Annotated in this window: 9 protein-coding genes and 2 rRNA genes; 3 read left to right on the forward strand and 8 right to left on the reverse strand. The window is 67.4% G+C overall.

The window, feature by feature from the left end; translation table 11 throughout:
- Positions 1–61: 61 nt before the first annotated feature.
- The 3 genes from KSE_RS14430 to KSE_RS14440 all read right to left on the reverse strand — a co-directional run bounded on the left by KSE_RS14430 (position 62) and on the right by KSE_RS14440 (position 6,633).
- Positions 62–3,168, reverse strand: a 23S ribosomal RNA gene (locus tag KSE_RS14430).
- 291 nt (positions 3,169–3,459) lie between these two features.
- Positions 3,460–4,983 (reverse strand): 16S ribosomal RNA (locus KSE_RS14435).
- The 16S and 23S rRNA genes sit together here, the layout of an rRNA operon.
- Before the next feature lie 645 nt (positions 4,984–5,628).
- Entirely contained in the window at positions 5,629–6,633 is a 1,005-nt protein-coding gene (locus KSE_RS14440; RefSeq protein WP_014136052.1) for a stage II sporulation protein M, read from the reverse strand.
- Between the two features lie 261 nt (positions 6,634–6,894).
- On the opposite strand from KSE_RS14440, the gene KSE_RS14445 reads away from it, so the two are divergent.
- Positions 6,895–7,953, forward strand: a complete 1,059-nt coding sequence (locus KSE_RS14445; RefSeq protein WP_014136053.1) for an RDD family protein — start codon at positions 6,895–6,897, stop codon at positions 7,951–7,953.
- A gap of 11 nt (positions 7,954–7,964) precedes the next feature.
- On the opposite strand, the gene KSE_RS14450 is transcribed toward KSE_RS14445, so the two are convergent.
- Complete coding sequence (locus KSE_RS14450; protein WP_014136054.1) at positions 7,965–8,591, reverse strand: hypothetical protein; 627 nt, start codon at positions 8,589–8,591, stop codon at positions 7,965–7,967.
- A gap of 108 nt (positions 8,592–8,699) precedes the next feature.
- Here KSE_RS14450 and KSE_RS14455 point away from each other — a divergent pair, with 108 nt between their 5' ends.
- Positions 8,700–9,209 carry a SigE family RNA polymerase sigma factor gene (locus tag KSE_RS14455; RefSeq protein WP_014136055.1) on the forward strand — a complete coding sequence of 170 codons (510 nt, stop codon included), beginning with the start codon at positions 8,700–8,702 and terminating at the stop codon, positions 9,207–9,209.
- 7 nt (positions 9,210–9,216) lie between these two features.
- Here KSE_RS14455 and KSE_RS14460 read toward each other — a convergent pair whose 3' ends face one another.
- Positions 9,217–9,702, reverse strand: a complete 486-nt coding sequence (locus tag KSE_RS14460) for a hypothetical protein (protein ID WP_041293891.1) — start codon at positions 9,700–9,702, stop codon at positions 9,217–9,219.
- A 34-nt stretch (positions 9,703–9,736) separates the two neighbouring features.
- On the opposite strand from KSE_RS14460, the gene KSE_RS14465 reads away from it, so the two are divergent.
- Positions 9,737–10,351 (forward strand): hypothetical protein, encoded by a 615-nt coding sequence (locus tag KSE_RS14465; RefSeq protein ID WP_041293892.1) that lies wholly within the window; start codon positions 9,737–9,739, stop codon positions 10,349–10,351.
- 67 nt (positions 10,352–10,418) lie between these two features.
- Here KSE_RS14465 and ahcY read toward each other — a convergent pair whose 3' ends face one another.
- From ahcY to KSE_RS14480, 3 genes are all read right to left on the reverse strand, one after another.
- Positions 10,419–11,867 carry an adenosylhomocysteinase gene (gene ahcY, locus KSE_RS14470; RefSeq protein ID WP_014136057.1) on the reverse strand — a complete coding sequence of 483 codons (1,449 nt, stop codon included), beginning with the start codon at positions 11,865–11,867 and terminating at the stop codon, positions 10,419–10,421.
- A 189-nt stretch (positions 11,868–12,056) separates the two neighbouring features.
- Complete coding sequence (locus KSE_RS14475) at positions 12,057–13,031, reverse strand: cation diffusion facilitator family transporter (protein ID WP_014136058.1); 975 nt, start codon at positions 13,029–13,031, stop codon at positions 12,057–12,059.
- A gap of 68 nt (positions 13,032–13,099) precedes the next feature.
- Positions 13,100–14,260: an SIS domain-containing protein gene (locus tag KSE_RS14480; RefSeq protein ID WP_014136059.1), complete on the reverse strand. Its 1,161-nt coding sequence runs from the start codon at positions 14,258–14,260 to the stop codon at positions 13,100–13,102.
- Positions 14,261–14,276 lie beyond the last annotated feature (16 nt).

Here is a 14,276-nt window from a genome sequence, read left to right on the forward strand (position 1 = left end):
ACCACCCACCCGTGTCGGTGGGGGTCGTTGTTTCAGAACAACACAGTGGACGCGAGCAACTGAGGACAAGCCCTCGGCCTATTAGTACCGGTCAACTCCACCCCTCACAGGGCTTCCATATCCGGCCTATCAACCCAGTCGTCTACTGGGAGCCTTACCCTCTCAAGGAGGTGGGAGTGCTCATCTCGAAGCAGGCTTCCCGCTTAGATGCTTTCAGCGGTTATCCCTCCCGAACGTAGCCAACCAGCCATGCCCTTGGCAGGACAACTGGCACACCAGAGGTTCGTCCGTCCCGGTCCTCTCGTACTAGGGACAGCCCTTCTCAACACTCCTACGCGCACAGCGGATAGGGACCGAACTGTCTCACGACGTTCTAAACCCAGCTCGCGTACCGCTTTAATGGGCGAACAGCCCAACCCTTGGGACCTACTCCAGCCCCAGGATGCGACGAGCCGACATCGAGGTGCCAAACCATCCCGTCGATATGGACTCTTGGGGAAGATCAGCCTGTTATCCCCGGGGTACCTTTTATCCGTTGAGCGACGGCGCTTCCACAAGCCACCGCCGGATCACTAGTCCCTACTTTCGTACCTGCTCGACCCGTCAGTCTCACAGTCAAGCTCCCTTGTGCACTTACACTCAACACCTGATTGCCAACCAGGCTGAGGGAACCTTTGGGCGCCTCCGTTACCCTTTAGGAGGCAACCGCCCCAGTTAAACTACCCACCAGACACTGTCCCTGATCCGGATCACGGACCCAGGTTAGACATCCAGCACGACCAGAGTGGTATTTCAACGATGGCTCCACCATGACTGGCGTCACGGCTTCAAAGCCTCCCACCTATCCTACACAAGCCGAACCGAACACCAATATCAAGCTATAGTAAAGGTCCCGGGGTCTTTCCGTCCTGCTGCGCGAAACGAGCATCTTTACTCGTAATGCAATTTCACCGGGCCTGTGGTTGAGACAGTCGAGAAGTCGTTACGCCATTCGTGCAGGTCGGAACTTACCCGACAAGGAATTTCGCTACCTTAGGATGGTTATAGTTACCACCGCCGTTTACTGGCGCTTAAGTTCTCAGCTTCGCCACGACGAATCGTGACTAACCGGTCCCCTTAACGTTCCAGCACCGGGCAGGCGTCAGTCCGTATACATCGCCTTACGGCTTCGCACGGACCTGTGTTTTTAGTAAACAGTCGCTTCTCGCTGGTCTCTGCGGCCACCACCAGCTCAGGGAGCTAAGTCCCGTCACCAGCAATGGCCCCCCTTCTCCCGAAGTTACGGGGGCATTTTGCCGAGTTCCTTAACCACAGTTCACCCGAACGCCTCGGTATTCTCTACCTGACCACCTGAGTCGGTTTGGGGTACGGGCCGCCATGAAACTCGCTAGAGGCTTTTCTCGACAGCATAGGATCATCCACTTCACCACAATCGGCTCGGCATCAGGTCTCAGACTACGTGTTGCGCGGATTTGCCTACGCAACGTCCTACACCCTTACCCCGGGACTACCACCGCCCGGGCTGGACTACCTTCCTGCGTCACCCCATCGCTCACCTACTACAGGCTTGGACCGGCGGCTCCACCACGTCCCATCGTCCGAAGACTCCGGGCCGGCTTCACGGCCTTAGCATCACCTGGTTCGACGTTGGCGCTTCAAAGCGGGTACGGGAATATCAACCCGTTGTCCATCGACTACGCCTGTCGGCCTCGCCTTAGGTCCCGACTTACCCTGGGCAGATCAGCTTGACCCAGGAACCCTTGGTCAATCGGCGCAAGAGTTTCCCACTCTTGTATCGCTACTCATGCCTGCATTCTCACTCGTGAACCGTCCACAACTCGATTCCTCGGCTGCTTCACCCGGCACACGACGCTCCCCTACCCATCACAGCCTCCGTTGGGAGTATTGCTGCAATGACACGACTTCGGTGGTGTGCTTGAGCCCCGCTACATTGTCGGCGCGGAATCACTTGACCAGTGAGCTATTACGCACTCTTTCAAGGGTGGCTGCTTCTAAGCCAACCTCCTGGTTGTCTCTGCGACTCCACATCCTTTCCCACTTAGCACACGCTTAGGGACCTTAGTCGGTGTTCTGGGCTGTTTCCCTCTCGACCATGGAGCTTATCCCCCACAGTCTCACTGCCGCGCTCTCACTTACCGGCATTCGGAGTTTGGCTAAGGTCAGTAACCCGGTGAGGCCCATCGCCTATCCAGTGCTCTACCTCCGGCAAGAAACACGCGACGCTGCACCTAAATGCATTTCGGGGAGAACCAGCTATCACGGAGTTTGATTGGCCTTTCACCCCTAACCACAGGTCATCCCCCAGGTTTTCAACCCTGGTGGGTTCGGTCCTCCACACGGTCTTACCCGCGCTTCAACCTGCCCATGGCTAGATCACTCCGCTTCGGGTCTTGGGCATGCAACTCGAACGCCCTATTCGGACTCGCTTTCGCTACGGCTACCCCACACGGGTTAACCTCGCTACACACCGCAAACTCGCAGGCTCATTCTTCAAAAGGCACGCAGTCACAGCCCGAAGGCTGCCCCCACGGCTTGTAGGCACACGGTTTCAGGTACTATTTCACTCCGCTCCCGCGGTACTTTTCACCATTCCCTCACGGTACTATCCGCTATCGGTCACCAGGGAATATTTAGGCTTAGCGGGTGGTCCCGCCAGATTCACACGGGATTTCTCGGGCCCCGTGCTACTTGGGAGAAGCTCAAGCGAGCCGTACGGATTTCGTCTACGGGGGTCTTACCCTCTACGCCGGACCTTTCGCATGTCCTTCGACTACCCATACGGTTTCTGACTCGCCCAGCCGCCGGCAGACGACTGAAGAACTTTCCCACAACCCCTTGAGCGCAACCCCTGCCGGGTCTCACACGCTCAAGGTTTGGCCTCATCCGGTTTCGCTCGCCACTACTCCCGGAATCACGGTTGTTTTCTCTTCCTGCGGGTACTGAGATGTTTCACTTCCCCGCGTTCCCTCCACATACCCTATGTGTTCAGGTATGGGTGACAGCCCATGACGACTGCCGGGTTTCCCCATTCGGACACCCCCGGATCAAAGCTCGGTTGACAGCTCCCCGGGGCCTATCGCGGCCTCCCACGTCCTTCATCGGTTCCTGGTGCCAAGGCATCCACCGTGCGCCCTTAAAAACTTGGCCACAGATGCTCGCGTCCACTGTGCAGTTCTCAAACAACGACCAGACACCCAAACCCGACACCCCCAAGACAGGGACGCCCGGCATGAGGCCGGCAACCTGAAGACAACGACCACTGGCCGTTCCCTCAGGACCCAACAACGTGCCCGACACACCCGCCTCCGGAACACCGCTTTCCACGCCCCGGAAGGGCAGTACTCGCGATCTCCATCACCGTGTGTGCCGAATAGTCAACGTTCCACCCATGAGCTAGCACTCCGGGACATTCGCCCGAAGCTGCCATGTGCTCCTTAGAAAGGAGGTGATCCAGCCGCACCTTCCGGTACGGCTACCTTGTTACGACTTCGTCCCAATCGCTGGTCCCACCTTCGACGGCTCCTCCCCTCACGGGTTAGGCCACCGGCTTCGGGTGTTACCGACTTTCGTGACGTGACGGGCGGTGTGTACAAGGCCCGGGAACGTATTCACCGCAGCATGCTGATCTGCGATTACTAGCAACTCCAACTTCATGGGGTCGAGTTGCAGACCCCAATCCGAACTGAGACCGGCTTTTTGGGATTCGCTCCGCCTCGCGGCATCGCAGCCCTTTGTACCGGCCATTGTAGCACGTGTGCAGCCCAAGACATAAGGGGCATGATGATTTGACGTCGTCCCCACCTTCCTCCGAGTTGACCCCGGCAGTCTCCTGTGAGTCCCCATCACCCCGAAAGGCATGCTGGCAACACAGAACAAGGGTTGCGCTCGTTGCGGGACTTAACCCAACATCTCACGACACGAGCTGACGACAACCATGCACCACCTGTACACCGACCACAAGGGGGCTGATATCTCTACCAGTTTCCGGTGTATGTCAAGCCTTGGTAAGGTTCTTCGCGTTGCGTCGAATTAAGCCACATGCTCCGCTGCTTGTGCGGGCCCCCGTCAATTCCTTTGAGTTTTAGCCTTGCGGCCGTACTCCCCAGGCGGGGAACTTAATGCGTTAGCTGCGGCACCGACGACGTGGAATGTCGCCAACACCTAGTTCCCAACGTTTACGGCGTGGACTACCAGGGTATCTAATCCTGTTCGCTCCCCACGCTTTCGCTCCTCAGCGTCAGTAATGGCCCAGAGATCCGCCTTCGCCACCGGTGTTCCTCCTGATATCTGCGCATTTCACCGCTACACCAGGAATTCCGATCTCCCCTACCACACTCTAGCCTGCCCGTATCGAATGCAGACCCGGGGTTAAGCCCCGGGCTTTCACATCCGACGCGACAGGCCGCCTACGAGCTCTTTACGCCCAATAATTCCGGACAACGCTCGCACCCTACGTATTACCGCGGCTGCTGGCACGTAGTTAGCCGGTGCTTCTTCTGCAGGTACCGTCACTTGCGCTTCTTCCCTGCTGAAAGAGGTTTACAACCCGAAGGCCGTCATCCCTCACGCGGCGTCGCTGCATCAGGCTTTCGCCCATTGTGCAATATTCCCCACTGCTGCCTCCCGTAGGAGTCTGGGCCGTGTCTCAGTCCCAGTGTGGCCGGTCGCCCTCTCAGGCCGGCTACCCGTCGTCGCCTTGGTGGGCCGTTACCCCACCAACAAGCTGATAGGCCGCGGGATCATCCTGAACCGCCGGAGCTTTCCACCACCCCCCATGCGGGAAGCGGTCGTATCCGGTATTAGACCTCGTTTCCAAGGCTTGTCCCAGAGTTCAGGGCAGATTCCCCACGTGTTACTCACCCGTTCGCCACTGATCCACCCCGAAGGGCTTCACCGTTCGACTTGCATGTGTTAAGCACGCCGCCAGCGTTCGTCCTGAGCCAGGATCAAACTCTCCGTGAATGTCTTCACAAAGAGCGGCGCGGCGACCAGCCGGAATAGGGCGGTCCCGCGCACTGCGTCCTCGCTAGTGTTACTTCATAAAGGAATCTCCAACCAACCGAACGAGTCGGTCGGCCGGGGATGTCAACATATCTGGCGTTGACTTTTGGCACGCTGTTGAGTTCTCAAGGAACGGACGCTTCCTTCGACCGGCCTTCCGACCGCATCTCCGGGCGCTTCGTTCTTCCGTGTTTCCAGCTTACCAGAGGTTTTTCGCTCTGATTTCCATTCCCGCTGGAGTGGGAATTCCTTCGACTTCGCTGCAGAAGCTTATCAAACGTTCTGCACTGCTCGGCTTCGGGGTTTTGCCAGAACCGGGCGTACATCCTCGCGGATGCATTTCCTCGATTCGGCGGTGTCGTAGACATTACGCCTCGGCGGACCGTCTGTCCAGTCACGCCCAACCGTTCAAACCTACTAGCCCATAGGAATCACGTCAATGGTCCCGCCGGGTTGATCATCAGGCTACCAGGTTTGCGAGGGCGTCCGTGACCACGCCACGCCGACGACACCGGCGACATCAGGGGCCCTGGAAAGCCGGAACCCGGCAGCGGGACTGCTGCCGGGGGCGGGGGCGGGGCGGGTGCAGGGCGGTGCCGGGTGCGGTCAGCCGGCCATCGGCTGGTGGTCGGTGCGGTCGGCGGCTTCGACGTCGCCGGTCTCGCCGGCGAGGGTGGCGCGCTTGCCGAGGACCAGGGCGTAGACGAGGAAGAGGACCTCGACCGTGATGCCCAGGCCGATGCGGATCCAGCTGGGGAGGGCGGAGCCGGTGACGAAGCCCTCGATGAAGCCGGCGACCATGAGGACGGCGGTGAGGCCGATGACGGCGCCGATGATGGTGCGGCCTTCTTCGGCGAGGGCGACGGCGCGGGTGCGGGGGCCGGGGTCGACGACGGTCCAGCCGAGGCGGAGGCTCAGGCCGCCGGCGACGAAGATGGCGGTGAGTTCGAGCAGGCCGTGCGGGATGAGCAGGCCGAGGAAGAGCTGGAGGTGGTCGGCGGAGGCCATGATGCCGACGCCGCTGCCGAGGTTGAGGACGTTCTGCAGCAGGATGTAGAGGGTGGGGATGCCGAGCAGGACGGCGGAGACCAGGCACTGGGCGGCGACCCAGGCGTTGTTGGTCCACACCTGGGCGGCGAAGTTCGCCGAGGGGTGCTCGGTGTAGTAGTTCTCGAACTCGCCGCCGGGCTTGGTGTACTGCTCGTACTGCTCCGGCGACATCAGGGACTTGATCATGTCGGGATGGCTGCCCACCCACCAGGCGATCACGGCGCTGAGGGCGAAGGAGACCGCCGCGACGGTGAGCCACCAGCGGCGGGCGCGGTAGAGGATCGCGGGGAAGCCGGCCGTGAAGTAGCGGGCGGCGTCCTGCCAGGAGGAGGCGCGGGCGCCGGCGACGGCGTTGCGGCCGCGGACGACCAGGGCGGTGAGCCGGCCCTCGACGCCTGGGTGCGGGGCGGTGGCCTGGACCTGGGCGAGGTGGCTGGTGGCGCGCTGGTAGAGGGTGATGAGCTCGTCGGCCTCTTCGCCGCTGAGCCGGCGGCGGCTGCTGAGGACCTCCAGACGGTGCCATTCCGCCTGGTGGGCGGCGACGAAGACGTCCAGGTCCATGGCGGCTCTCTCCGGGGGCGCGGCGGGGCGGCCGGCCGCCACTGGTTGGTGTGCGGCCGGGCGGTTGCGGGGCATAGCTTGCCAGAGCGGGCGGCCGGTGTGTCGGGGATGTCGGAAGCGGTGCCCGGGGCGGTGCGGGGAGGGGTGGCCCGGGGTTACCCGCGGGGGGTGCTCGGCCTTATGTTTGCCGCTGTTGATCGAGGGGGTCGGGTCGTGCGACGCGGGTCGCCGGCGGGCCGTGGAGCGGAGCGGGTGGGTGGCGTGAGCGAGCTGGTGACCGGTGAGGCGGTCGTCCTGGGGCTGCGGACGGCGAGGCTTCCCTCGCGGGCCCTGGCCAGGCTGCTGGACTGGCTGGTGTACACCGTGGGGTACACGATCCTGCTGATCGCCCTGCTCGCGGGGTTCTCCGACCTGGAGCCGGCCGCCGTGATGGCGTTCGCGATCACGCTGCTGGTGTTCTTCACGGTGCTGCTGCCGACGCTGATCGAGACGCTGTCGCACGGGCGGTCGCTGGGGAAGACCGCGCTGGGGCTGCGGGTGGTGCGGGCGGACGGCGGTCCGATCCGGTTCCGGCACGCGCTGGTGCGGGGGCTGGTCGGGATCATCGACTTCGGCGTCTTCGCGATGCCGGCGGTGGTGGCCTCGCTCTGCTCGGTGCACGGCAACCGGCTGGGCGACGTCTTCGCGGGGACGCTGGTGATCCGCGAGCGGCTGCCGCAGAGCGCCCGGGACCAGGGGACGGTGCCGCCGGTGCCGCCGCAGGTGATGCACGCGCTGGGCGCGGAACTGGTGGCGCTGGACCTCTCCGCGGTGCCGGACGGCCTGTGGCTCTCCGCGCGCCAGGTGCTCAGCCGGATGGGAGAGCTGGACCAGCCGGTGGCGGCCGCGCTGGGCGACCGGCTGGCCGCCGAGATGGTGCGGCGGACGGGGTGGCAGGTGCCGGTGGGGCTGCCGTCCCTGGTGTACCTGGGGGCGGTGCTGATGGAGCGCCAGCGCCGCGAGTGGGAGCGGGCGTCGGCGGCCCAACTGCAGGCGTACCAGGCGTACCAGGCAGCGCACGCGGCGCAGCCGGGCCGGCCGGCGCCGGTCCCGCCGCAGCCCGGGCCGCCGGTCCGGGAGCTCGGGTACCCGCAGGCGGCGCAGGCCGCACCCGTGCCGTCCGCGCCTCCCGCGCCTCCCGCTCCCCCGGCGGAGCAGGCCGCCCAGGCCGCGCTGCCGTCCCCGGCCGGGTTCGCCCGTCCCGTTGACGTGTCGAAGGCCCCGGCGGCCCCGCCCGCTGCGGCCCCCGAGAGCGGCGGCGGGTTCGCGCCGCCCGCCTGAGCCTCCAGGACCTAGAGCGGCTGCCCGCGGCGCGGGTTGGGCGGTGAGTCGAGTTCCTCCAGCTCGATGCCGGGGGCGCCGAGCAGGACGTCCCCGGTGAGGTGGAGGTCGCGGACCTCGCCGGTGTCGAGGTCGGTGACCCGGTAGTGCTCGACGGGGAGCGGGCCGCTGTCGGTGGGGTGGTCCTGGACGGAGTGCAGTTGCCAGCCCTGGTCGAGGGTGCGGGGGGCGAGGGCGTCGCCGGTGAAGGAGACCAGGCGGATCCGGGCGCTGCCGCCGGGTTCGAGGGCGAGCAGGCGGGCGGTGGCGACCAGGAAGGCCGGGGAGTCGCCGGTGAAGGCGTGCGCCCGGTCCTCGCCCTCGGTGGCTTCCGCACCGCCGGCGGCGTCGGCGCGGACCCAGTGCACGCCGTCGAGCGCGCCGCCGCGGACCTGCCAGCCGCCGGAGCGGAGTTCGAGCCGGATCGGGCGGTGCCGGGCGTCCAGGGTGAGGTCGGTGGTGCCCTGGACGGTGCCGTCGGGGCGGTAGCGCTTGGCGACGTAGCGCCAGCCGGCCGGGCCGGGGGCGCACTGGAAGCGCTCCTCGCCGAGCGGGGTGCCGTCGTGCGGGTCGTGGAGGGAGTAGCGGCCGTTCGGCATGGGGTGAAGCCTACGTAATCCGGGGTGCAACCTTCTCGCGGGCCGATCGCGTCAGGGGGGCGGCGGTGCGACCCGTGCCGCCGGTGACGGGGAGGGGAGGGCGCCGACATGACGGAGCTGACGCGGGACGAGGAGTTCACCGCGTTCGTGGCCTCCAGGGCGGTCTGGTTGCGGAAGGTCGCGTACCTGCTGTGCGCGGACTGGCACCGGGCCGACGACCTGGTGCAGGAGAGCATCACCAAGCTGTACACCCACTGGGGCCGGGCCGGCCGGGTGGAGAACCGGGACGGCTACGCGCGGACGGTGCTGGTGAACACCTTCCTGGCGGAGCAGCGGACGGCGTGGTGGCGGCGGACCAGGCCGACCGCGCGGCCGGTGGACGGGACGGCGCCAGAGCCGGACCTGGCCGGGTCGCTGGACCTGCGGGAGGCGTTGGCGGCCTTGCCGCCGCGGCAGCGGGCGACCGTGGTGCTGCGCTACTTCTGCGATCTGACGATCGAGCAGACCGCGGCCGAGCTGGGGTGTTCTCACGGGAACGTGAAGAGTCAGAGTTCGCGGGCGCTGGAGTCGCTGCGGCGCTCTCCGGTGCTGCGTCCGACGGGGAGGGCCGAGGCGTGACGGGGGATCAGGTGCAAGGGGAGGAACTCGCGGTGCAGATCGCGGATCTGGTGAACACGGCGGAGGCTTCGGCGCCGCCTTCGCGGGTGGATCCGCTGCTGGCGGTGCGGCAGGGCCGGGCGCGGCGGCGGCGGACCTGGTCGGTGGTGGCGGCGGTGGCCGCGATGGCGCTGGCGTCCGGGTCGTTCGCGGTACTGCAGGGCGGGGGTTCGGTGCGGCCGTCGGGCGGGGGCACGCCGTCCGTGCTGCCCTCGCTGACGTCTTCGCCGACAGCTTCGCCGACGTCCGGGTCCGCCTCCACGCACCCGTCCCAGGTGTACCCGTTGCCGACGGATTGGGCGGTCCCGACGCACGGGCGGTCGGTGCTGACGGTGGGGGCGAAGTTCGGCTGGCTGCCGGACGAGGTGGCGGCGGTGGAGTACCGCTCGGATCCGTACGGGGTGTCGATGGTGGCCCGGAGCTCGCGGCAGTCCTCGGACCACACGTTCATCATCCTGCAGGCGTTCCCGGTGGGCGTGGAGCCGGCGATGGGAGTCTTCCCCCCCACCGGGGTGCCCGGAACCCGGGTGGAGGCGCCGCCGGTGAACGGGCGGGAGGCCTACTGGTTCTCGACGGACGATCCGGGGTCCGCGGGCATGGTGGTGCTGCGGTTCCGGGGCTCGGACGGACGCTGGGTGGACCTGTCGGACACCAGCGGTGGGGACCGGCTCGCGGAGCGCAGGCAGCGGCTGCAGCAGATGGCCTCCTCGGTGGTGTCGGGCGACTACACGCCGCCGCTGCCGCTGTCGATGTCCTCGCTGCCGCCGCAGACGGTGGTGACCACGGTGACGCTGACGATGCCGGCGAAGGGGGGCTCCGACTGGGGGCTCATGATGGGCTTCCAGGAGCAGGGCACGCACAACATCGGCATCGACGTGGTGCCCCAGGAGCGGGCGTCGGTGCCGACCACGGCCTTCCCGACGCTCCCCAACGGGTTGCCGGTGCAGCAGAAGAAGTGCGAGACCGGGAAGGGGCTGCAGTGGTGCGTGGACTCGCTGCAGCCGGTGCCCGGCAGTGAGGTCGCCGATCCGGCGGCCTGGATGGCCCGGGTGGTACCGCACGGGATGGACCAGAAGACCTGGACGACCGGCCTGCTGCCCTAGCCCGGAACGCGCCGGTGCCCGGCACCCCCGCGGCGGCGGGGGTGCCGGGCACCGGCGTGGCGCGGTGTCAGTAGCGGTACTGCTCGGCCTTGTACGGGCCCTCGACCGGGACGCCGATGTAGTCGGCCTGCTCCTGGGTCAGCGTGGTGAGCCGGACGCCGAGGGCGTCGAGGTGCAGCCGGGCGACCTTCTCGTCCAGGTGCTTGGGCAGCACGTACACGCCGACCGGGTACTGCTCGGTCTTGGTGAACAGCTCGATCTGCGCGATGGTCTGGTTCGCGAACGAGTTCGACATCACGAAGGACGGGTGGCCGGTCGCGTTGCCGAGGTTGAGCAGGCGGCCCTCGGAGAGCACGATGATCGTCTTGCCGTCGGCCTTGCGCCACTCGTGGACCTGCGGCTTGACCTCGGTCTTCACCACACCGGGGAGCTTGGCGAGGCCGGCCATGTCGATCTCGTTGTCGAAGTGGCCGATGTTGCCGACGATGGCCTGGTGCTTCATCCGCGCCATGTGCGAGGCCAGGATGATGTCCTTGTTGCCGGTGGTGGTGACGAAGATGTCGGCGCTCTCGACGACGTCGTCCAGGGTGGCGACCTGGTAGCCGTCCATGGCGGCCTGGAGGGCGCAGATCGGGTCGATCTCGGTGACGATGACGCGGGCGCCCTGGCCGCGGAGCGACTCGGCGCAGCCCTTGCCGACGTCGCCGTAGCCGCAGACGACGGCGACCTTGCCGCCGATCAGGACGTCGGTGGCGCGGTTGATGCCGTCGATCAGGGAGTGGCGGCAGCCGTACTTGTTGTCGAACTTCGACTTGGTGACCGAGTCGTTGACGTTGATGGCCGGGAACAGCAGCTTGCCGTCGCGGTGCATCTCGTACAGGCGGTGGACGCCGGTGGTGGTCTCCTCGGTGACGCCCTTGATGGTGGCGGCGACCTCGGTCCACTTCTGCGGGCTCTCGACCAGGGTGCGGTTGAGCAGCTCCAGGATGATCCGGTACTCGTCGTTGTCCGCGGTGTCGGGGGACGGCGCGGCGCCGGCCTTCTCGAACTCGACGCCCTTGTGGATCAGCAGGGTGGCGTCACCGCCGTCGTCCAGGATCATGTTCGGGGTCTGGCCGTCGGGCCAGCTGAGCGCCTGCTCGGTGCACCACCAGTACTCCTCCAGGGTCTCGCCCTTCCAGGCGAAGACCGGGACGCCCTGCGGGTCCTCGGGGGTGCCGTTCGGGCCGACCGCGATCGCGGCGGCCGCGTGGTCCTGGGTCGAGAAGATGTTGCAGGAACACCAGCGGACCTCCGCGCCCAGCGCGGTCAGCGTCTCGATCAGCACCGCGGTCTGCACCGTCATGTGCAGCGAGCCGGTGATCCGGGCACCCGCCAGCGGCTGCGACGCCGCGTACTCGGCGCGGATCGACATCAGACCCGGCATCTCGTGCTCGGCGAGCTGGATCTCCTTGCGACCGAACGGCGCGAGCGAGAGGTCGGCGACCTTGAAGTCGCCGGTGGGCTGGTTCGACATGCGAACTCCTCGTGAGAAAAAGCCTGCTTAACGGGTGTGCTGAGCGGCAGAGGGCGCACGGGGGCGACCCTCTGCTGCGGCACAATCCGTCGGAGGACCTCTCTCCCTCGACCGGAGCTCCGCTCCGATCGACCGCCATCAGCAGCGACGTTTGGCACTACCGACGAATCTACACCGATCGGGCGCGGCTCAGTGGGTGTTCCGGCCAGGTCCGCCCGGAGTGGCGTCCGCGTCGGGGCCGGCGAGGGCCTTCTCCTCGGAGTAGATGTCGGGCTCCAGGTAGATGGCCCGGGCGATCGGCACGGCCTTGCGGACCCGGACCTCGGCGTGGTCGATCGCCTCGGCGATCACCGCGGCGCTGTCCTCCGCGTTGACGCCGATCTTGGCGGCGACCAGCAGTTCCTCCGGGCCGACGTGCAGGGTGCGCATGTGGATCACCGAGGTGACGGTGTCGTGGTCGACCAGCGCCGCCCGGATCTTCGCCACCACGTCGGCGTCGGCGGACTCGCCGATCAGCAGCGACTTGGTCTCCAGCGCCAGCACCAGCGCGATCGCCACCAGCAGCAGGCCGATGGAGAGCGTGCCGACGCCGTCCCACACCGCGTCGCCGGTGGCCGCGCTCAGGCCGACGCCGACCAGCGCCAGCGCCAGGCCGATCAGCGCGCCGGTGTCCTCCAGCAGCACGACCGGCAGCTCGGGGGCCTTGGCGCGGCGGATGTACGCGGGCCAGCCGTTGCCGCCCTTGTCCTTCGACGCCTCCCGGTAGGCGGTGAAGAAGGAGTAGCCCTCCAGCAGGATGGCGAAAACCAGCACGCCGACCGGCCAGTACCAGTTCTCCAGCTCGTGCGGGTGGGCGATCTTCTCGTAGCCCTCGTAGATCGCGAACATGCCGCCGACGCTGAACAGCACGATCGACACCAGGAACCCGTACACGTACCGCTCGCGGCCGTAGCCGAACGGGTGCTCCTCGGTGGCGGCGCGCTGCGAGCGCTTGCCGCCGACCAGCAGGAGGATCTGGTTGCCGGAGTCGGCGAGCGAGTGCACGCCCTCGGCGAGCATCGACGACGAACCGGAGAACGCGAACGCCACGAACTTGCTGACCGCGATCCCCAGGTTCGCGGACAGTGCCGCGACCAGTGCCTTCGTGCCGCCTTCGGTGCTCAAGCCCGTACGTCCCTCCGCGCGGGCCCGGGACTTTGCCGGGCCTTTGTCATCGAGGGGACGATACCGTGTCAGCCCCGGGTGGCCAGGCCCAGGTACACCGCCGCGAAGTCGGTCAGGCCGATCAGTTCGGCCAGCGCCTGGACCGGGTCCTCCTGCGCGGAGGTCTGCTCGGTGATCCGCACCTCGTGCGCGGTGGCCAGCCGGCGGGCCCGGGCGACCGGCCAGCCGGGCTGTTCGAGCTCGGCGGCGCCGGGGGTGTGCCGGAGCAGCAGCACCTGCAGCTGGAGCGGCACCGGCTCGTCGACCCGGTCGCGGAAGAAGTCGTCCGGGTCGCCGCCGAGCCCGCCGGTGAACATGCCGCGGTGCGCGGTCAGCGCCTCCGGGAGGCGGGCGGCCAGCGCGGGCAGGCCGGCCCGGTCGGCCAGCGCGGCGGCGAACCGCTCCCCCGCGGCGGCGGCCGGGGCGCCCTCGGTCCACAGCAGCGGGACGGTCTCGGCGAGGCGGGCGGCCAGCGACTTCGCCGGGTTGTCGTAGGCGTGCGCGTCGGGGCGGCAGCGCACCGCGACCTCGTCGAGCCGGTCGGCGGCGGCCTCCAGCGCGCCGGGGGCGAGCTGGGCGGCGCCGACCCGGTCGGCCAGCGCCAGCAGCGGGGCCAGGAAGGCCCAGAGCGCGGTCGGGTCCTCGGCCGGGAGGTCGGGCTCGGCGTCGGAGCCCTCCGGCTCGACCGCGCTGGGCTCGAACGGCAGCGGCAGGGCGCGCACCTGGAACGCCGCCTCGAACAGCTCGGAGCCCTCGGGCGCGATCACCGCGATCGCGCAGCCGCGGCCGTACGCCTGCTCGGCCAGCGTGATCAGGCCGCCCTCGCGGCCGTTCTCGCTGGCCAGCACGATCAGGTCCAACGGTCCGGCCCAGCCGGGCAGTTGCCACGTCCCGCCGTCGGTGAAGGCGAAGCCGCCGGGGCGGGCGCCGGACGGCGGCAGCGGCCAGACCTGGCAGCTGGGCACGGCGAGCGCGGCCAGCACGGCGGCGGCGGTCAGCGCCCCGCCGTGGCCGGCCACCAGCACCGCGCGCGGCCGGCCGTCCGGGTTCAGCGCGTTGACGCCGGCCGCGTCGGCCCGGCGCAGCGCGATCCGGATCCGGGCGCCGGCGCCGGCCAGCGCCAGCAGCTCGCGCCGCCGGTCGGCGCGCTGCACGGCGGCCGGGTCGTCGAGCAGGGAGTCGTCGAACATGGCGGCTGGCCTCCAG

Origin of the sequence: Kitasatospora setae KM-6054 (assembly GCF_000269985.1) — a bacterium.
Taxonomy (GTDB): domain Bacteria; phylum Actinomycetota; class Actinomycetes; order Streptomycetales; family Streptomycetaceae; genus Kitasatospora; species Kitasatospora setae.

Coding starts and splice junctions, on each gene's coding strand:
- KSE_RS14465 (WP_041293892.1), top strand. CDS start 9,737: ATGGGAGTCTTCCCCCCCACCGGGGTGCCCGGAACCCGGGTGGAGGCG.
- KSE_RS14460 (WP_041293891.1), bottom strand. CDS start 9,702: ATGATGAACGTGTGGTCCGAGGACTGCCGCGAGCTCCGGGCCACCATC.
- KSE_RS14455 (WP_014136055.1), top strand. CDS start 8,700: ATGACGGAGCTGACGCGGGACGAGGAGTTCACCGCGTTCGTGGCCTCC.
- KSE_RS14440 (WP_014136052.1), bottom strand. CDS start 6,633: ATGGACCTGGACGTCTTCGTCGCCGCCCACCAGGCGGAATGGCACCGT.
- ahcY (WP_014136057.1), bottom strand. CDS start 11,867: ATGTCGAACCAGCCCACCGGCGACTTCAAGGTCGCCGACCTCTCGCTC.
- KSE_RS14480 (WP_014136059.1), bottom strand. CDS start 14,260: ATGTTCGACGACTCCCTGCTCGACGACCCGGCCGCCGTGCAGCGCGCC.
- KSE_RS14450 (WP_014136054.1), bottom strand. CDS start 8,591: ATGCCGAACGGCCGCTACTCCCTCCACGACCCGCACGACGGCACCCCG.